At 63.0% G+C, this 18,391-nt stretch carries 21 protein-coding genes, 1 tRNA gene and 4 pseudogenes; 8 read left to right on the plus strand and 18 right to left on the minus strand.

Annotation, left to right across the window (positions count from 1 at the left end):
• Positions 1–13 precede the first annotated feature (13 nt).
• Positions 14–302: pseudogene (locus GCU68_RS02570) on the plus strand (hypothetical protein).
• A gap of 14 nt (positions 303–316) precedes the next feature.
• Here GCU68_RS02570 and GCU68_RS02575 read toward each other — a convergent pair.
• The 16 genes and pseudogenes from GCU68_RS02575 to GCU68_RS02640 form a co-directional block, all read right to left on the minus strand.
• Positions 317–676 (minus strand): hypothetical protein, encoded by a 360-nt coding sequence (locus tag GCU68_RS02575; RefSeq protein WP_152938902.1) that lies wholly within the window; start codon positions 674–676, stop codon positions 317–319.
• 119 nt (positions 677–795) lie between these two features.
• Positions 796–1,059 (minus strand): DUF7692 domain-containing protein, encoded by a 264-nt coding sequence (locus tag GCU68_RS02580; RefSeq protein WP_152938903.1) that lies wholly within the window; start codon positions 1,057–1,059, stop codon positions 796–798.
• A 146-nt stretch (positions 1,060–1,205) separates the two neighbouring features.
• Positions 1,206–1,346: pseudogene (locus tag GCU68_RS22160) on the minus strand (DUF7845 domain-containing protein); the annotation flags it as partial.
• 2 nt (positions 1,347–1,348) lie between these two features.
• Positions 1,349–1,639, minus strand: coding sequence for a hypothetical protein (locus tag GCU68_RS21050; protein WP_161991494.1), 291 nt, complete (start codon positions 1,637–1,639; stop codon positions 1,349–1,351).
• Between the two features lie 402 nt (positions 1,640–2,041).
• Positions 2,042–2,280: pseudogene (locus GCU68_RS21560) on the minus strand (DUF7563 family protein).
• 167 nt (positions 2,281–2,447) lie between these two features.
• Positions 2,448–2,519, minus strand: a tRNA-Ala gene (locus GCU68_RS02590).
• An 80-nt stretch (positions 2,520–2,599) separates the two neighbouring features.
• Positions 2,600–3,277 (minus strand): rhomboid family intramembrane serine protease, encoded by a 678-nt coding sequence (locus GCU68_RS02595; protein ID WP_152938905.1) that lies wholly within the window; start codon positions 3,275–3,277, stop codon positions 2,600–2,602.
• A 124-nt stretch (positions 3,278–3,401) separates the two neighbouring features.
• The gene (gene rpsJ, locus GCU68_RS02600; RefSeq protein WP_004215311.1) at positions 3,402–3,710 is read right to left on the minus strand and encodes a 30S ribosomal protein S10; all 309 of its coding nucleotides are present in this window, start codon (positions 3,708–3,710) and stop codon (positions 3,402–3,404) included.
• The gene (tuf, locus tag GCU68_RS02605; protein ID WP_152938906.1) at positions 3,711–4,973 is read right to left on the minus strand and encodes a translation elongation factor EF-1 subunit alpha; all 1,263 of its coding nucleotides are present in this window, start codon (positions 4,971–4,973) and stop codon (positions 3,711–3,713) included.
• Between the two features lie 281 nt (positions 4,974–5,254).
• Entirely contained in the window at positions 5,255–6,202 is a 948-nt protein-coding gene (locus GCU68_RS02610; protein WP_152938907.1) for a homoserine dehydrogenase, read from the minus strand.
• The gene (locus tag GCU68_RS02615) at positions 6,202–6,768 is read right to left on the minus strand and encodes an amino acid-binding protein (protein WP_152938908.1); all 567 of its coding nucleotides are present in this window, start codon (positions 6,766–6,768) and stop codon (positions 6,202–6,204) included. Before GCU68_RS02615 ends, GCU68_RS02610 begins: the two co-directional genes overlap by 1 nt.
• A 178-nt stretch (positions 6,769–6,946) precedes the next feature.
• On the minus strand, positions 6,947–7,330 hold the full coding sequence (locus tag GCU68_RS02620) for a NifU family protein (protein ID WP_152938909.1): 384 nt from the start codon (positions 7,328–7,330) through the stop codon (positions 6,947–6,949).
• Positions 7,331–7,424: 94 nt separating this feature from the next.
• Entirely contained in the window at positions 7,425–8,789 is a 1,365-nt protein-coding gene (locus GCU68_RS02625; RefSeq protein ID WP_152938910.1) for an LVIVD repeat-containing protein, read from the minus strand.
• A gap of 166 nt (positions 8,790–8,955) precedes the next feature.
• The gene (locus GCU68_RS02630) at positions 8,956–9,927 is read right to left on the minus strand and encodes an ROK family protein (RefSeq protein ID WP_152938911.1); all 972 of its coding nucleotides are present in this window, start codon (positions 9,925–9,927) and stop codon (positions 8,956–8,958) included.
• Between the two features lie 140 nt (positions 9,928–10,067).
• A complete protein-coding gene (locus tag GCU68_RS02635; RefSeq protein WP_152938912.1) occupies positions 10,068–10,532 on the minus strand; it encodes a universal stress protein in 465 nt (154 codons plus the stop codon).
• A 555-nt stretch (positions 10,533–11,087) separates the two neighbouring features.
• Positions 11,088–11,543, minus strand: a complete 456-nt coding sequence (locus GCU68_RS02640; RefSeq protein WP_152938913.1) for a universal stress protein — start codon at positions 11,541–11,543, stop codon at positions 11,088–11,090.
• Positions 11,544–11,669: 126 nt separating this feature from the next.
• On the opposite strand from GCU68_RS02640, the gene GCU68_RS02645 reads away from it, so the two are divergent.
• The 7 genes and pseudogenes from GCU68_RS02645 (at position 11,670) to GCU68_RS02675 (ending at position 16,279) form a co-directional block, all read left to right on the plus strand.
• On the plus strand, positions 11,670–12,410 hold the full coding sequence (locus tag GCU68_RS02645; RefSeq protein WP_152938914.1) for an SDR family NAD(P)-dependent oxidoreductase: 741 nt from the start codon (positions 11,670–11,672) through the stop codon (positions 12,408–12,410).
• Between the two features lie 208 nt (positions 12,411–12,618).
• Positions 12,619–13,311 carry a YqjF family protein gene (locus GCU68_RS02650; RefSeq protein WP_152938915.1) on the plus strand — a complete coding sequence of 231 codons (693 nt, stop codon included), beginning with the start codon at positions 12,619–12,621 and terminating at the stop codon, positions 13,309–13,311.
• Positions 13,312–13,386: 75 nt separating this feature from the next.
• Positions 13,387–13,848 (plus strand): MOSC domain-containing protein, encoded by a 462-nt coding sequence (locus GCU68_RS02655; protein WP_152938916.1) that lies wholly within the window; start codon positions 13,387–13,389, stop codon positions 13,846–13,848.
• 85 nt (positions 13,849–13,933) lie between these two features.
• Positions 13,934–14,731: a YqcI/YcgG family protein gene (locus tag GCU68_RS02660; RefSeq protein ID WP_152938917.1), complete on the plus strand. Its 798-nt coding sequence runs from the start codon at positions 13,934–13,936 to the stop codon at positions 14,729–14,731.
• Entirely contained in the window at positions 14,728–15,288 is a 561-nt protein-coding gene (locus tag GCU68_RS02665; RefSeq protein ID WP_152938918.1) for a cysteine hydrolase family protein, read from the plus strand. Before GCU68_RS02660 ends, GCU68_RS02665 begins: the two co-directional genes overlap by 4 nt.
• A gap of 47 nt (positions 15,289–15,335) precedes the next feature.
• Positions 15,336–15,798, plus strand: a pseudogene (locus tag GCU68_RS02670) (phosphopantetheine adenylyltransferase).
• 73 nt (positions 15,799–15,871) lie between these two features.
• Positions 15,872–16,279, plus strand: coding sequence for a hypothetical protein (locus GCU68_RS02675; protein ID WP_152938919.1), 408 nt, complete (start codon positions 15,872–15,874; stop codon positions 16,277–16,279).
• Position 16,280: 1 nt separating this feature from the next.
• Here the strand turns inward: GCU68_RS02675 and GCU68_RS02680 are convergent, their stop codons facing one another.
• Together GCU68_RS02680 and GCU68_RS02685 are read right to left on the minus strand one after the other, a co-directional pair.
• A complete protein-coding gene (locus tag GCU68_RS02680) occupies positions 16,281–16,721 on the minus strand; it encodes a universal stress protein (protein WP_152938920.1) in 441 nt (146 codons plus the stop codon).
• A gap of 109 nt (positions 16,722–16,830) precedes the next feature.
• The gene (locus tag GCU68_RS02685) at positions 16,831–18,075 is read right to left on the minus strand and encodes a digeranylgeranylglycerophospholipid reductase (protein ID WP_152943547.1); all 1,245 of its coding nucleotides are present in this window, start codon (positions 18,073–18,075) and stop codon (positions 16,831–16,833) included.
• Positions 18,076–18,391 lie beyond the last annotated feature (316 nt).

Raw genomic sequence — 18,391 nt, forward strand, 5'->3', positions numbered from 1 at the left:
CGTCGAGAAACGCATGGCTCGCAAGCGTCGGTTCGACCTTGAGCGAGCCAGCTGGCACGATGATCGAACATGCCAACGGCCAGCCGGGAAACTTCAAAGTCTACCGAGCGTACCACGAGAAACTACGCCAAGCGGACGGCTGGTACTGCTTTGTCGTCTACAAGCCCCACGGTCGTAGTGGGTTGACCGTGCTGAAAGACAAGATGGTTCGCTCGAGCGATCTCCCGTTGCTCCGGTGGCACGGTGGCGGCGATCACCGCGGGACCCAACAGGCGAAGATCGCGATCGGCGATATCTTCTGAGCGGTTTTCGTAGTCTATATGACTAGCATCTCGAGGGGTGCTTGCCCGCTCATTAGGAGGATGACGTTGTTGCTCGCACAGAATGCGTACACGAGAACAGCACCTGTAGCGAACAGCGCATCGTATGGTTTCGAGAGATAGTGTCCGATCAAGACGACGACAGCAGCGTAAATGCTACCCGCAAGAACGACGCCGGGTAATCCAATCGCCGCGTAGAAGGTGGTCGTAATCGGATTGAGTTCGGTTGCATACGGGACGAGAAAGAGGAACACCGTGGCGACGAGATCAACCAGCCAGAACAGACCGAACGAGATACGTATCGGTGAATTTGCCGGACGGTTCAACGCTACCCCGCGGGTTACTGTCGGTTCCATACCTCCATTGGAATGGTATGGCTCAATGTTTTTAGGACTGCCGAAACCAGACGTGTTGAGAGCTGTTACACTAGTATTCTAGAGTATAATCATTTGAGAAGGGGTGCTCAATTCGAGGGTCACATCTCTCCTTTCGTCACCACTGAGACAGTCGTGTCGACATCAAAACTCACCGCTCGAGTACTCAGCGTCTCGGCGATTTCCCGTCGCTGCTCGAGCGTCAGATCATCTCGCTCGAGGACCTGCTGAATAGCGCGGACGAAATGCGGGACGTCATCGCAGGCACTGACCACGGCTTTCGTCTTGTTGCAGTCGTAGAAGTCAGCTGCTCGCTCGATCGCATTCCGTCGATACGCGTAGTCGCCGTCGGTTCTGATTCGCATACTCGTACACACGACCCCCGAAATCCTCGTTTTCTCGGCTCACTCAACGGCCCATATCGGCCCAAAACGGGGTGATCTGTCGGCCCATCGGAGATGAATCCCGGCTCGAGGTGACGATCGACTCGCGATATGCACACGGCGTTTCCGATCTCGTGTGCATATTCGGGATAGCCTTCGAACGGCACACCGAGCATCACCGACGACAGCGCATCGTACGGTCCGCGGCCCCAGTCGGCCCATTTCCAGCGGCCCTCGATCTCGTGCGGTGTCGTCTCGACTTGCGACACCGCTACTCACCTTGCTCCGACTCGAGCAACCCAGTCAGGACCGCAACCGGATTCCACCACGTCGTGCCCTTGCAGGAGTGACAGACGTGCTTGAACGCTGTGAGATCACTCGTCTCGAGCGTGGTTGGATCGACGTGTGGCACCTGTTCCAGCTCCTCGAGGGTAGCGCGTTTGATTCGAACGCGCCTACAGCCCACGCACTTCGCGTCGACGGGGATGCCGAAGTGACCAGCTGCTGGACTCTCGAGTTCCGCTTCGATATTGCGACCATTGCGATCGCCGTCGACGCTCATCGCGCACCACCGGGCTCGTGAGTAGTGTCTGTTTCTCCCGATCGATCGAGATGCAGCCCTAACCAGTTGGGTGCTACAGCAAAGACGTTAGCTGAACGTAGAAACCCTATGAAAGGCATAGAAGATGTTAACCGAATTATCGCCATCTGTACCGACTGTCGTACACCGTACGCTGCTCGTCGGTGGCCAGATGGGGCAATCCGGTTGATCGGAACGGGGTCCGACTGTCCCTGTGGAGGAACCGAGTTTCGGTCGATCGACTGATTAGTACCACCATCAGCCCAACTCTCTTGCTGCTCGAGCGCACGCCGTACGGCATCGTCGATCGCTTGACGGGCCGGATGGGCGATGGGAGTCTGACTCCCGACGTCGTACAGCCGACTCGCAGGAACGAACGATTACTCACGCATCGGCCTCGCCTCCGTGACGGCCGGGCGACGTCTCCGGATCTGGAATCCCGACGTCCACCCAGCTGCGGAGCCGCGGCTCAGTCACGCGTAGGTGTCGCACTCAGAACAGCGATGGACGTGATCGGCGTCGTCACCGAACACGCGGCTGAACCGGTCGGAGACATGAGCGTCGCAGTGACGGCAACTCGAGTCATCGACTGACGACCGAAGCGAGATCGTCACGCCGACCACCCCCGATTTCCTTCGCGCAAATCGCCAGCCATCACGGAGGCGAAACCCGCACCGGCAATCACTCGATCTTGAGGGGGTGTTTGTACGGTCGAGCGCTACTTCATAATGGAGCGTCAGTCGCTAAGGCTGCGACTATCGACGTAATTCGAAACGTTACAAAATGGTGATGGACTCGCCGGGATTTGAACCCGGGGCCTCTTCCTTGCGAAGGAAGCGATCTGCCACTGATCTACGAGCCCTCGAGCATTCATACCCGGGGTTTGTATTTGTAGCTTGTGTTTCGGAGACAGAGCGACAGCGATCCTCACAGTGACTCGAGCTACGCGACGGTGCGACGTGAGTCGACCGAGAGGATGCGAGCGCGCCCGGCGAGCAGTCCGAGGACGAAACCCGAGAAGTGAGCGAGCAGTGCAACGCCGGGGGCCGTGGTCGCGAGCGTAACGGCCACAGCGAGCGCGATGACGATGACGGCGGCCAGCCACGGTGGAACGTCGACAACCGATCGCAGCCCGCTCGAGAGTCGGTTCGCAGCGACGAGGTAGCCGAGAAGCGCGAAAACAGCGCCGCTAGCACCGAGGACGCCTGCAGTGCCGGCGACACCAACGAGCGGGATCGCCGCCGCGGCGTTCGTTACGAGGATCTGTACAACGCCAGCGATAGCACCCGTAACGAGAAAGAAAGCGTGAAAGCGCAGTCGCGTCGTCGCCCGGGCGACCGGCCAGCCGAAGACGACCAACGCGAGGCTGTTCGAGAGCAAGTGACCGACGCTGCCGTGGGCGTAGACGCTCGTGACGATTGTCCACGGGTTCGCCGACAGCGGTGGCGTGAGGACGAACAGTCCAGCCATGAAGCCGAGACTGATCAGGGCCGTCAGCTGCTGGAGTGCGAAGATGACGACGAAGACGACGACCAACTCGTAGATAGGGCTCTCCGAACCGCTGGCGGTCGTCCCGGAGCGGTCGCTGGATTTCGAGCGCGACCGTGAGCGAGGCGTCATAGCGGACCGTCGGTGGCGAGAACCAAAAGTCCTCACGACGATGTGGGATGGAACCGATCGAACGCGGTCGCTCTCTGTGAAATAAAGAAAACGGTGAAAAACGGATTCCGATCGCGATCGGCCGTTAGTCTTCGAGGACGATCTCGATGGAGACGTCGTTTGGCACCTGAATGCGCATGAGCTGTCGGAGTGCGCGTTCGTCGGCGTCCAGATCGATCAGGCGCTTGTGGACGCGCATCTCCCAGTGCTCCCACGTGGCGGTGCCCTCGCCGTCAGGCGACTTCCGGGTCGGCACCTCGAGGGTCTTCGTCGGCAGCGGGATCGGACCGCTCAGGTTGACGCCGGTGTTGTTCGCAATCTCGCGGACGTCGTCACAGATGTCGTCTAAGTCGTCTGGACTCGTGCCCGCGAGTCGAACGCGTGCCTGCTGCATTTATTTCTCGTGAACCTCGAGGACCTTGCCGGCCGCGATGGTCTGACCCATGTCGCGGATGGCGAAGCTCCCGAGCTCTGGGATTTCGCTGGATGGCTCGATGCTGAGGGGCTTTTGTGGTCGGATGGTGACCACAGCAGCGTCACCCGACTGGATGAAGTCGGGGTTCTCCTCGGCGACCTCGCCGCTTGCGGGGTCCATCTTCTTGTCGATCGACTCGATCGTACAGGCGACCTGAGCCGTGTGGGCGTGGAAGACTGGCGTGTAGCCGGCCGTGATCACGGATGGGTGCTGCATGACGACGACCTGTGCCTGGAACGTCTCGGCGACGCTTGGTGGGTCGTCGGCTGGACCACAGACGTCACCACGGCGGATGTCGTCCTTGCCGATGCCGCGGACGTTGAATCCGACGTTGTCACCGGGCTCGGCCTTTGGCACCTCTTCGTGGTGCATCTCGATCGTCTTCACTTCGCCACCGACGTCCGATGGCTGGAAGGAGACGTTGTCGCCGATGTTCATGACACCGGTCTCGATACGTCCGACTGGGACGGTACCGATGCCGGAGATGGTGTAGACGTCCTGGATTGGGAGTCGGAGCGGTGCGTCCGTTGGTGGCTCCGGTGCCGGCAGGTCGTTGAGTGCCTCGAGCAGGGTACGGCCGTCGTACCACGGCGTGTTATCGGAGGCTTCTGCGATGTTGTCGCCTTCGAACGCCGAGATCGGGATGAACGAGGCGCCGTCGGTCTGGAACTGAACCTGCTTGAGCAGCTGTTCGACTTCCTCGACGACCTCGTTGAAGGTCGATTCCTGGTAGTCGACGACGTCCATCTTGTTGACGCCGATGATGAGTTCGTCGATACCGAGGGTACGAGCCAGGAAAACGTGCTCCTGGGTCTGGGGCGCGACACCGTCGTCAGCGGCGACGACGAGGACGGCGTTGTCTGCCTGGGATGCGCCCGTGATCATGTTCTTCACGAAGTCGCGGTGGCCAGGACAGTCGACGATGGTGAAGTCGTAGGCGTCCGTGGAGAACTCCTGGTGGGCGATGTCGATGGTGACACCACGCTCTCGCTCTTCGGCGAGGTTGTCCATGACGTAGGCGAACTCGAATCCGCCCTTGCCCTTCTCTTCTGCTTCTTCGCGGTGCTGTTCGATGACGTGCTCTGGTACGCTCCCCGTCTCGTAGAGGAGGCGTCCCACGAGCGTACTCTTCCCGTGGTCAACGTGACCGATGATGGCCAGGTTCTGGTGTTGTTCGCTCATTGTTGTAGCTCACGCGCAGAGGCGCTTATATCGGTCCCTTTTGCTCGTTGCGGTTAAAACCATTTCGAAAGCGTGTTCAGCCGATCACGCCGCCTTCTTGCGGTTTGTCTAGTATTCACACGACATGGGACGTTCAGACACGGTGATGATCGCAAACCAAGTGACTCGAGGACGACCGACCGGCACCGGGCACTCGATGCGGTGTGCAACGCTCGGCAGCGGAAAGGGACAGTGCACGAGTACACGCGAGAAATAAGAGAAGTCGACGCGGAACCTGCCGACTACAGCGGCGGGAGTCGGCCGACGTCCGAGAGCACGGCAGTCGCCGTCTCCGGGCCGCCAGCGCCGCGGCCGCTCGAGTGAAGCGAGCCGGCATTTCGCGTCTCGATCTGGACGATGTTTCGCGTGCCGGTGACGGCCAGCGGGCCGTTTTCGGGCACGAGTCGCGGGCCGACGCGGACGCCGTCGCGGGTCGCCTCGCCGATGAGGCGGATCGTGCGCCCGTCTTCGGCGGCGAGGTCGAGGGCACTGCCGGGAATGTTCTGGATGCCTTCGACGGTGGCGTCCTCGAGCGAGAAGCCGCCGTCGGCGAGGACGTTCGCGAGGATGACGAACTTGAGCGCGGCGTCGGTGCCGTCGACGTCGAACGTCGGGTCGGCCTCAGCCACACCGAGGTCTTGGGCTTCCGCGAGGACGTGCTCGTAGTCGAGGCCCTCGGCGGCCATCCGGGTCAGGATGAAGTTCGCGGTCCCGTTCAGAACGCCACGAGCCGCAGTGACGGCCTGTGGTGTCGAGTCCTCGATGGTCGACAACACCGGAATCGCGCCGCCGACGGTGGCCTCGAAACGGATCGAGCCCGCGCTGTCGGCCTCGAGTGCGCGGAGTTCTTCGTAGCGTTCCGCGACGGGGCCTTTGTTGGCTAACACGACGTGGCGGTCGGCCTCGAGGGCGCGTTTGACGTGCGAGAAGCCGGGTTCGGCGTCGCCCAGCGTGGTCGGGGTCGCCTCGACGAGGACGTCGTAATCGGCGTCGAAGACGTCTGTGGGGTCGCTCGAGCCCAGCGGTTCGTCGCCGGCTTTCCGCTCGAGCGCGCCGGCGATGTCGATTCCATCGTCGTCGACCGCGGCGGTCGTCGAGTCAGCGAGCGCAACGACGTCGTGTCCGTACTCACCGGCGAGGTCGGCGACCGAGCGGCCGACGTCTCCGGCACCGAGAATTGCGAGTTGCATCAGGCATCACCTCCGAGGAGTGGTTCGACGACAGTGAGTTCCTTGTCCGTGCCGATCGTACGGATCGCTTCGAGCGCAGCGTCGGAGCGTCCGGAGTCGATCGCGAGTCGAACGCGGGCGCTCGAGACGGCGTCCGTGCCCTCGGGTGCGGCAAGCGAGAGGTCACGGACGACGGCGTCGGCCTCGTCTTCGATCCGCGAGAGGGTGTTCGAGAGGTCGCGCTCGACGAGGTTGCCGACGAGGACGACGCTGATCTCCTCGCCGTAGTGTTCGGCACCGGCCTGAATGACGTTGACGCCAGCGTCGCGAAGGGCGTCGACGATGCCGTCGAATCGGTCGGGCGGACACTCGAGGTCGACCTCCACAGGGATGTGCCCGCGCGGGGTCATATTACCGCGTTCGTGATGGATACTCAGCAGATTGCCGCCGTTGTCGGCGATGGGTGAAAGCGCGCGAAGTAACTCACCGGGTTCATCGACGAGTTCGAGTCGAACGGTGTACGCACGGACACCGCCGTCCGTCTCCGTCTCGTCCTCGTCGACGGGGTCGTCACTCACTGCCGTCACCTCCTTCGTTCGGGCGTCGACGCGTCGTCATGGTGTACGGTTCCGTAATAGGAGCGTAAAAGGGTATAGGACTTCCCAAAACTCTCCGACCGTGCTATCGTAGCACGCACGATCCGGAGATCGCGGGACGGAGACGTGATCGGTCGCAAAACGGTGAAGCAAATCGCCGAAGCCGGCGCTAGAGGTGGTCCTTTCCGGGGTTCGACGAGCCCCAGTCACCGCGGCCGCCTTCGGTGCGGTCGACACCCATGATCGATTCGGCCTGGTCGGGACCGCCGAGGCTCTCGCGAGCGTCTGGCACGCGAACCGTAATATCGTCTATTTCCGGCCACGTGAGTAGTTCGGCCTCGATGTTGCTCGTCGTGATGTTGCTCACCGAACACCCCTTGCAGCCGCCCCCGAGTTCGATGATGACTTCACCGGTCTCCGGGTCAGCCTCACGGACGGCGCTCGTCCCACCGTGCATCTGGATGATCGGCATCTCGCGGCTGAGCCAGCGTTCGACGCGCTCGCGGAGTGACGGTTCGGCGTTGGCGTCGGAACTGGCGTCGGAATCTGTCATTGTACGAGCTAGGGGTTCGAGCGATCAATAAGGTTTTGACGTCTGCTACCGACCATCACGGTTGTTCCTGAACGTTTGGGCGGGGTAGCAGCGGCTACTGGCCGTCGGTTCCGCGGCGTCTGCGCAGCCACTCGAGGCCGACGGCTCCGGCCGCGAGGCCGACAGCGCCGGCAGAGCCAGTGAATCCCGGAACCGAGTCGAGAAGTCCCGTACTCGAGTCCGGGAGAGAAAGGTCGGTCGAAAACGTGTACAGCGCCCCCTCGGTGTCCGCGTTGGGGATCAGCGGCGTGCTGCTCGCGACGAGCGTCTCGCTGGGGTCGGCGACGCGAGCGGTCCAGAAGCCCGCGGTGTCGGCGTCGCGCCAGTGGGCGCGCTCTTCAGGTGCGCCGGGGTCGCTGACGTCGTGTACTTTGATGCCGCCCTGATACCACGACGAGTAGAGACGGCCGTCGTGCAGATCGAAATTGTGCGAGGTCGTCCACGTGCCGCCGTAGTACGACGCGTCGTCGGCCGCTGGGGCGTCGATCGTCGACAGCCGCTCCGGTTCGGCGGGATCGCTGACGTCGTAGAGGTCGATTCCGCCCGGCCCGTCCGGCGCGTCACCATCCACCGACCAGGCCTCGCGACCGACTGCGAGGAGGTCACCACCGTCACCGAGCATCGCGTAGTGGTCGTTGCCCGGTAGCCCCATGTACGCCTCCCGATCTCCGAGGTCCCGCTGGGCCTCGAGGTCAGTTTCGCGAACCCGTGAGAGCAGTTCGGGGGCGGTCGGATCGCTGACGTCGAGTAGGTACGTGCCGGCGTCCCAGTGGGGGAGAACAGCGATGTCGCCGTGGATCGTCACGTCGTGGAGATATCGCGCGAGCCAGAAGGCATCCGCCCACTCGGGCTCGTGCTCGAGCAGCGACCAGCGGCCGATTTCTTCAGGGTCGTCACTGACGTCGAAGATAACCAGCGAGTGGCCGTCGGTGTCGTTTTCGACGACGTAGAGCAGGTCGTCCTCGAGCGCACAGTTGTGGATGTGAGAGCCGGTTTCGTAGGGGTCGCCGACGACGACGGGGTCGGCGGGATCGCGCACGTCGTAGAGCACGAATCCGTGGAAGGTGCCGTCGTCTCTCGGGTTGGCCGGGCCGACGACGGCTAGCCGGTCGCCGTCGACGGCCACATCGAGGAGTTCGGTCATGCGCGCGCCATCGGCCTCGAGGTCGAGGCGCTCGGCGAGGACGGCGGGCGCTGTGGGGTCGCTGATGTCGACGGTCGCGAACCCGGTGGTGGCGGCGAGATACGCTGTCTCGCCGTCGTCACCGACGACGGCTTCGGCAGCGCCCTCGACGTCAACGCGACCCAGCGGCCCGGTGTCCGACCCGTCGGCGGCAGCCGTCGACGCCGTCACCGACTGTGGGAGGGCCACCGTCGCGCCGGCGACACCGCCTGCTCGAAGGAACGCTCTCCGCTGCATACGTGATCCTGCGTCCGAGCGGTCAAGTAAGGCGTGGTCGGGTGCAGCCAGTGATACGGTCTACTGTAACGATGTACTGGTGCAACCGCAGGACGGTCGCGGTTGCACCGGTAACGACGTACAGCAGTCCGTATGATGGGACCGCGAGCGAGAGCGAATACGACGGTTACAGCCGCTTGCGGTCGCCCGTCCCTCCGGTTAGCGCGCTGGCGATTGCGCCCTCGAGGACGACGTCGTCACCGAGGTCGGTGACACGGATTTCGGGGACGTTGGTCATCACCATCTCCGAGACGCGCTCGCGGATGGGATCGACGACCAACTCCTCGTTGTGCAGGGCGACGGCCCCGCCAAAAGAGACCACGATCGGCGCAAAGGAGTGAACCACGTTCGTGACGCCGATCGCGTTCCAGTGGGCGAGTTGCTCGATGACGTAGTCGGCCAGTTCGTCCTCGCCGGCGAACTCGAAGACGTCTTTGGCGGAAAAATCTGGGCTCTCGAGCGGGATGTCGGTCGAGATCGTCGGATCGTCTTCGGCGAGCAGTCGGGCGTAGTTCGGGATCGCGTTGCCCGAGCAGTAGGCCTCCCAGTGGCCGTCGCGACCACAGCCACAGGTCAGGCGCCCGTGCGGGTCGACCACGAAGTGGCCCACCTCGCCGGCGTTGCCGTCCCAGCCGTCCATCACGACGCCGTCACAGCAGACCCCGGCACCGATCCCCGAGGAGATCGTGATGTAGACCATGTCGTCGGGGTTGCGGTCGGAGTGAAAGCGCTCGCCGATGACGCCCGCGTTCGTGTCGTTGTGGAGGTAGACCTCCCCACTATCGATCAGTTTCTCTATCGGGCCCGTCAGCGGGATGCGGTCGATCGAATCCGGCAGGTTCGCCGGATCGACGACAGCCCCTTCCGCGAGGTCGAACGGACCGATCGAGCCGATTCCAGCCGCGACGACCTCCTCGGGTGCGATCCCAGCGTCGCCGCAGGCACTTCGAAGCGTTCGAAGCACGCCCTCCGTGACGTCGATTCCCGTCGGACCGCGTGGGGTGGCTCGACGATCCAACCCGATCGTCGTTCCGTCGTCCGTCGCGACGGCTGCCCGAACGTTCGTCGCGCCGAGATCGACGCCCGCGTAGTAGTCCATCTTGTCCTAAAGACGACCGTCGCCGTACTTAACTACACAGATCGTACTCGACAACGAGTAATAGTTCCAATAGATCAGCGCTCATGAGACACCATCTCGTCGGCTCGCTCGAAACGGTCCGAAAAACGTCAGTGAGCGACTTACTCCATCACGTCGAGGTCACGGAAGTACGTGACCGGACACGGTGCCTGCAAAATGATTTCCTGAGAGACGGAGCCGAGGACGGCCTTTTCAGCGGGCGAGCGTCGTCGGCCGCCGACGACCATTCGGTCGGCATCGACGTCGATCGCCATGTCGACGACCTTACTGCTGACCTCGCCGAGTGCACCCTTGACCTCGTAGTCGACGCCGGCGTCGGCGAAGATCTCCTCGAGATCGCCGACTGGGGCGCGTTTGGCGGCGACTTCGTCGGGATCGACGTCTTCGACACGGGCGTCCATGCCGAGGTCGTCGTGGATGTCTTCGTACTCGTCTTCGGTGAAGGCGTGGCCGATCACGACCTTCGCATCGAGTGGCTCTGCGATCTCGAGGACGGTGTCGGCGAGTTCCTCGGCGCGGACGGTGTCCATCGGCCCGACTGCAAGCAGTATCGTATCGATCGCCATATCAGCACAGTGGTAGTGCCACCTGCTTAAGTATTCTCGTCGACACAGTATTCTGGCGGTAGCCCCGTCGGCTATCTATCTGCGAGGAGAGAATCCCGTCGTTTACGGCGTTGACGAGAGCGGAGCTCTCGTTCGCACATCAGAACGCGAAGCGTTCTGAGGACGGGAGTGAATCTGACAACGCCAACACAACCACCGTTCAGCAGCAGAATGTATATATAAGTCGAATCGCTCCGTAGCATGACGTACACCGAGGCGGTCACACCGCCCACTCAAATGCACAATATCGGGATTTCGAGACCTAGAACGTTAGAGACTCCCTCTCGAACCGCTGTGGTGTCTCGGTCAGCAAGATAACTCCGAGTCCCCTGCCGGGATAGGAGTAACGGCAGTGTGGCCCTGCCAGCGGCCTGTCATGCCGACAGGTCGTAAACCAGCAAATATCCCAACCTAACGGTGCGGTGCCGTGGGAAGCCTCGCCGTTTACGGCGAGGAGGAGGTCACATCGAAGCGTCCCGAATACGGGCCGACACCCGGGTCCGTATGGGAGCTGACTTACTCATCATTTCGGACGAACGTCACCGGACACGGGGCCGAGAGAAGGACTTCCTGAGCTGTCGAGCCGAAGACCGCTTTGCCGGTCGGCGATCGCCGACGGCCACCGACGATGACCCGGTCGGCGTCGACGCTGCTTGCGAGATCGACGATCGTCGGACCATGTTCGCCGATCGCGCCGCTGATCTCGTAGTCGATGTCGTGCTCGTCGAACGCGGCAGCGAGATTGTGGATCGTCGAATGCCGCGTTGCGACCTCGTTCGGATCGATCTCGTCGATGCCAGCGTCGAAGTCGAGGCGGTCTACCACCTCGTCGTACTCGCTACTCGTAAAGACGTGGGCGAGCGAGACGGTGGCATCGGCCGGTTTCGCGACTTCGATGACAGCCTCGGCCAGTTCGTCGATTCGGTCGGCGTCACCGGGTCCAACAGCGAGCAGAACAGTATCGAGCGTCATGGACCGACTATATTTCGCCTCCTATTTAAACTCTCGACGTACTGTCAACACGGTGTCCGGTCGACGATTGATCGACTCGAGTGCGATGCCCGTGTGATTTTTCCACCCGGTCGTCGACCATCGTGTATGGACGGACCCGACCTCGAGGGACGGACGGTGCTCGTGACGGGCAGTGCGAAAGGCGTCGGCCGCGAACTCCTGCTTTCGACGGCCGACTGTGGCGCGAAGACGGCCGTACACTACCACTCGAGTGCGGACGCAGCCGACGAGGTGGTCGCGGACGCGCTGGCCCGCGGCGCACGTGAGTCGATGACCGTTCAGGGCGACGTCACCGATCCCGAGAGCGTCGACGAACTCTTCCGGGCCGTCGAGTCGGAACTCGGGAGCGTCGACGTGCTCGTGAACAACGTCGGCGATTTCGCGCCCGTCCACTGGGCCGACCTCAAGTTCGAGACGTGGAATCGGGTGCTCGAGACCAACCTCAACGGCACCTATCTCTGTTCGAAACGCGCGCTTCCAGCCATGCGCAATCAAGAATACGGCCGCATCGTCAATATCGGCTACGCCTCGAGCGAGCGGGGCCTCGTCAGCCCGAAGAACTTCCCCTACTTCGTCGCGAAGGCGGGCGTGTTGCTGTTCACGCGGATGCTCGCGGCCGACACGCAAGACGACGGAATCACCGTCAACGCCATCTCACCATATGTCGTCGAGAACTCCGACGAGTTCCCCGACGAGTTGCCCCGCGACCGGCCCGCGAGCTTCGAGGACCTGATCGTCCCGCTGTATTTCTTCCTCGATCCCGACAGTGGGTATATCAGTGGCGAAAATATCGAGGTCGATGGCGGCTGGCTGCCCGAGACCGTGTAAGTGATCGAGCCGCGGCGCTGTGCGCCGCGGGACGTTTTTGAGCCAGATTGTTGCGAGGAGCGGGGCTCGAGCACGGCGAGAGCCCCCGACGAAGTAAAAAGGTGGATGTAAAACATCGAAGTCGACGGCGGCTGGTTGCCCGAGACCGTCTGAGTTAGTATGACTCGTTTGGCAGCGAGTTGAAACCTCGGTACGACCAACGTCGTGTATGGTGCTACCGATCGCGATGGGGTGGCGACACCTGTTGTTTGCCAACTGGCCGGTCGATCCCGACGTCGTCGCGACGCGCCTTCCCGACGGCCTCAGCGTCGACACGTACGACGGCCGGGCGTGGCTCTCGGTCGTGCCGTACCTGAACGTCGACGTCCGCCCGCGTGGGGTTCCCGGCCGTGTCGGGTTCGAGTTGCCCGAACTCAACCTCCGAACGTACGTCACGTGCGACGGCGAACCCGGCGTCTACTTCTTCAGTCTCGACGCCGAGGGGCTGCTCGGCGTCCTCGGTGCGCGTCTCTGTCACCACCTGCCGTACTACGTCGCCGACATCGACCTGACCGCAGCCGACGGCGCGATCGCGTTCGAAAGCGCCCGTCACCATCCGGGTGCGTTCCCCGCCAGATTTTCGGGGACGTACACGCCAGTCGGCGAAGCGTACGTTCCCGACCCGGATTCGCTCGCGGCGTTTCTCACCGAGCGCTATCGCTACTACACGACGGGGCGCGACGGCGCGATTCGCTACGCCGACATCGACCACGAGCCCTGGACGCTCCGGGAGGCGTCGGCGACGATCGAGACGAACACCCTCTTCGAGGCCAACGGCTTCGAGCCGGCGGGCGGCTCGCCGGTCTGTTACTACAGCCGCGGCGTCGACATCACAGCCTCGAGAAACCGTCGCTGGCAATAAGCGAAGGGGAAGGCACGTGGAGACGCCGTACGAGAAACGTTCGATATACCACGCTCGCGGCCGTCGCACCGATCGATGAGGACTGGAACGATCCGCGCGATCCACGTCGCCGCCGAACAGGGTGCGCCGATGGAACCGCGTGAATCAGTGCGTGCAGTCGCCGGCCGAGGTCTCGAGGGCGACCGCTACTTCGACACCGAAGGAACCTTCGCCGACCGGGCGGGCAGCGACCTTACACTGATCGAATGCGAGGCACTCGAGGCGGTCGAGCGCGACTACGACATCCCCCTCGAGTCGGGCGTCCACCGACGAAATTTCACGACCGAAGGGGTCACGTTGAACCACCTCATCGGCGAGCGGTTCCGAATCGGCGAACTCGTCTGTGAGGGGACCGAGCGCTGCGAGCCGTGTTCGTATCTCGAGGCCCACCTCGAGCGACAGGGCGTTCGTGAGGCACTGGTCCACCGCGGCGGGCTTCGCGCGCGGATTCTCGAGGGTGGCGTCGTGCAAGTAGGCGATGCCATCGAGCGCGTGTAGTGGACTGCTGGCCCCTCATATGTTCGGCGGTCGAAATACCGAATCGAACCTAAACATACATTTCTGCGAGCGCCAAGGGTCGAGTATGAACGAGCCGGGAGTCCAATCGCTGATGGATCAGGAGACGCTGGACCAGCGGGTCCGCGATGGCGACGCCCCGGAGTGGGTCGCCGATCACTGGGAGTCGTTTCAGGAGGGGCTGCTCGGCGAACGAAACGGGAGCCCGTTCCCGTGTTACTTCGGCGTCGAGTCGGTCCAGCAGGGTGAACCACTCTATACCGCCGTCCCCTCGATGAGCGACGCCGACGCGCTGTTGACACTACGGGATCGGGTCCTCGAGTACCTCGACGTCTATCAGGATCACTCCGATCGGGCCTCGCTCGTCACGTTCTTCAAGCCACCCGAAGTGCCGCTTTCGGAGCGGGAATACCACGAGTCGCTCTGGCACATCCTCCAGACACTGCACCTGCACGACCCCGAGCCGTGGCCCGAGGACATCCCGACCGATCCGGACGATCCTCACTGGGAGTTCAGTCTCGGCGGTGAGCCCATGTTCCCGACCTGCCGAGCGCCGTTTTACGACCGCCGAAAGAGCCGCTACTGTCCCATCGGCCTCGAGATCACGTTTCAGCCCCGAACGCTGTTCGAGAACCTCGGCGTGACGGCCGACACCGACGCCGGCCAGCACGCGCGCGACGTCATTCAGGACCGAATCGAGGAGTACGACGGCGTCTGTCCCCATGCCGATATCGGCGACTGGGGCGTCGAGGGCGACCGGGAGTGGCACCAGTACATGCTCTCGTCGGACGACGAGCAGGCGCCCGACGAGTGTCCGATCACGGTCACGCGGGATCACCCGAAACCCGCCGCCAGACTGCCATGAGCGACGTTGCTCATACGCTCGAGGACGCCGTCCTCGTCCTGATCGACTTCCAGACGGGGTTCGACGCCGACGGCTGGGGCACGCGGAACAACCCCGACGCCGAAGCGAACGCGGCGCGCCTGCTCGAGCGCTGGCACGAGACGACTCGCCCGGTCGTCCACGTGCGTCACGACTCGACCGAACCCGATTCGCCGTTGCGCGGCGACGAACCCGGCTTCGCGTTTAAACCCGAGACGGCCCCGCTCGAGGGCGAAGCGACGTTCGTCAAATCGGTCAACGGCGCGTTCATCGACACGGGACTCGAGGAATGGCTGCACGAACGCGGCCTCGAGCATCTGGTGCTTGCCGGGTTGACGACGGATCACTGTGTCTCGACGACTACTCGTATGGCCGAAAATCGTGGCTTCGACGTGACGGTCGTCGCCGACGCGACTGCGACCTTCGACCGGTCGTTCGACGGTGACCACTTCGACGCGGAGACGGTCCATCGAACCGCGCTGGCCCACCTCGAGGGCGAGTTCGCGACGGTCGCGACGACGGCCGAGTTGCTCGAGTAACTGTCGGCGTGAACACGGTTATGGACGTTCCTGTCCTCGAATGAACCATGCGAGTGGTAGTCGCCGGCACGTTCGGGCCGATCCACGACGGCCATCGGACCCTATTCGAGCACGCGCTGCGATTCGGCGAAGACGGCGTCGTCGTCGCGTTGACGAGCGACGACCTCGCCGTCAACACACGAGCCCCGCCCGATTCCGTCCTTCAACGAGCGCGTGCGGGCGGTAACCGACGAGATTGCGGCCCTCGACGAGTGGGGGCGTGACGTCGAGATCCGGACATTGTCCAGCGAACACGCCATCGCGATCGACGACCCTTCGATCGACGCGCTGGTCGTCTCCCCCGAGACGGCACCCGAACTCGAGGCGATCAACGCGTGCCGCCGCGAGCGCGGCCTCGAGCCCCTGTCGGGGATCGTCGCACCGTACGTCCTCGCCGACGACGGCGAGCGGATCTCCTCGACCCGGATCGTCAACGGCGAGATCGACGAACACGGCACCGTCCTCGAGTGATCGCGATCACGGTATTCCTCGAAGCCGGGAGATGACCCAATAGTAATAGCTGCGGAGACAGTCTGTCGAGCTAATGAGTACGGATCGACGGCCGTTGTTGCTCGTGCTGTTGGGCAGTGCAGTGCTCGCGACGTTGGTGGTCCACTTCTCGTTCGTCCCACAGTACTTCCGCGAGGACCCGTTTATGACCGGGCTGGCGCTGGCTTTCGGCTGGCTGACGTACGCGCTGATCTTCTATGCGGCCAGCCGGCTCTGGTCGGATCCACAGGAGTTGCCGAGTATGCGGACCGCAGACATCGGGATCGCGCTCTTTCTCGTCTCGCTGTTGCTCGGGGCCGCGCTCGACGCCTTTGGCTTCACGCTCGAGGCGATCCTCGAGGCGTACGTCGTGCCCGCGATCGGGATTTACGTCGGCCTCGCGCTGCTCGGGTGGGCGATCGGTCGCCGAACGGAAGCGATCAACGCGATCGTGCGACAGTAGCTTACGCCGACTCGTCGGCGTTGGCGACGAACACGGGGATGTCGCCGAAGCGAATGACGTGATCGGTCACGCTCCCCAGCGCCATCCGCTGGACGCCACCCCGACCGCGGGTCGCCATCACGACGAGGTCGACCCCGACGTCGTCGACGTACTCGAGGAGTTCGTGTTCGGGCGGGCCCTCGAGGACGGTCCCCGTTACGTCGAGTCCTGCGCTCTCGACGCGTTCGACGACCGAATCAACGTGTTCTTGCGCGCGACCGCGCATCGCTTCTTCGGCGCTCGCGGCATCGCCCGGGAGTCGGAGGTCGCCCAGCGGGCCGGTATCTGCGACGCAGACGACGTGGATCGCGGCGTCGTGGTGTGTCGCGAGTTCGATCGCGGTCTCGGCGGCAGCCTCGGCGTGGGCACTCCCGTCGGTCGGAACCAAAATCGTGTCGAACATCGTAGCAGTGGCTACAGCGAGAGTCGCCAAATTCCTGCCGAATGGCAGGTCACGAGGACGCGCGATGAGAGACGCCGAATTCGTGCAAACCGAGGCCGTACGTCGGTCGTTACAGGAAGCGGTTGAGGTTGAGTTGCTCTTTGGCGAACTTCGCCAGCATCGGGATGTCGCTTGGCTCGAGCAGTTGCGCGATGGCAGCGATATGCCCCCGATTCGCGTTCGCCAACGTGTCATTGTCGAGCTGACGGAGGTCGGCCATGAGTTGGTCGTAGCGCTCGTTCGGCGCGAGATAGAGCAGCTGGGTCATCAGCAGCCGTTTTCGTTGGTTCGGTGCGACGTCGCGATGCCAGAGGGTGTCGTACACCTCGAGGTTCTCGGCGGTCGGTTCGAGGTTGCCGTGTTTGAGACAACTGTCGGCCGTGGCGGCTGCCGCGCGGCCCGATTGCATACACTTGTTGATGCCTTCACCCCACAGCGGATCGACCGTCGGGACGGTGTCGCCGATGGCCATGAACCGGTCGGTGTGCATCTTTTCTGGCAGTTGGATATGGGCCGAGCCGCGGTGTTGTTTCCCTTCCAGTTGCGTGGCGTTTCGGAAGCGCGGATCCGTCTCGATCCAATGGGTGAGATAGTCGTCGATCGAGAAGTCGTCGCGTGCGTACTGGTCGTGGCTGTCGTTTTGGATGTAACAGAGACCGACCTTGGCGGTGTCGCCGCCGGTGTGGAAGATCCACGAGTAGCCGCCGGGGGCGAGTTCGTGATCGAGCCGCAGCATCATCGAATCGTGGAGGTCCGCGAAGCCGGGGCGGTCGATGTCGATGCCCTCGAACTCGTACTCGATACCGATCGCGTGGTTCTCGCGTTTGAGATCGACGACGCCGAGTTTCTTCGCGAGCGGCGCGGCCGGCCCCGTCGCGTCGATGATGATCTCGCCGTAGACCTCCTCGTCGCCGTTGTATCTGACCCCGACGATCTCGCCGTTTTCCATGATCGGCGCGGTGACGCGCGCGTCGAATCGGTACTCCGCACCATCGGCGCGGCTGTCCTCGACGAGGAACCGTTTGAAGTCGGCGAACTCGAGGACGGCACCGGACTGTTCGCGGACGTAGTGGTCCGTGGGCGACTCGAGGACGACGCTATCGGTGTACTGCATCACGACGTCGTCCGGAATCCCGAACGACGCCATCATGGAGTGGAACGTGCCTGCGGTGGATTTGTTGCTCTGGCGCGGGAACTCGTCTTCGGACTCGGTCTCGAGGACCACGACGTCGTAGCCCCGGGCAGCGAGGTCACGCGCACACTGGCCGCCGGCCGGGCCGGCACCAGCGATGACCACATCGTAGCGGTTGTTCATATCCTCGAGACTATTTCGAAGACTCATTAGTTTATTCAGTCACGACGGACGACCGCCTCGCCATTCGAACACGTCCGGCATTTTGATGAGACTGGTGTCACGTCCGCTCGAGTTAGCATGAAAAACGGGAGGTGACGACGGACGAGAAGGGGGGGCGGCACGCTACGCGGACGGTTCGTGTCGAAGTCATGCCGAACGAACCCGACTTCGAGGATTGTGAGGACCTCATCGGTTGGAACAACGGCCACCGACAGAAACACGAATGGGATGCTTGCAAGTCCAACGGATGCTATAAGGGACGTGGATGGGGTATGTT

The organism is Natronorubrum aibiense (assembly GCF_009392895.1).
In the GTDB taxonomy this organism is placed as follows: Archaea; Halobacteriota; Halobacteria; order Halobacteriales; family Natrialbaceae; genus Natronorubrum; species Natronorubrum aibiense.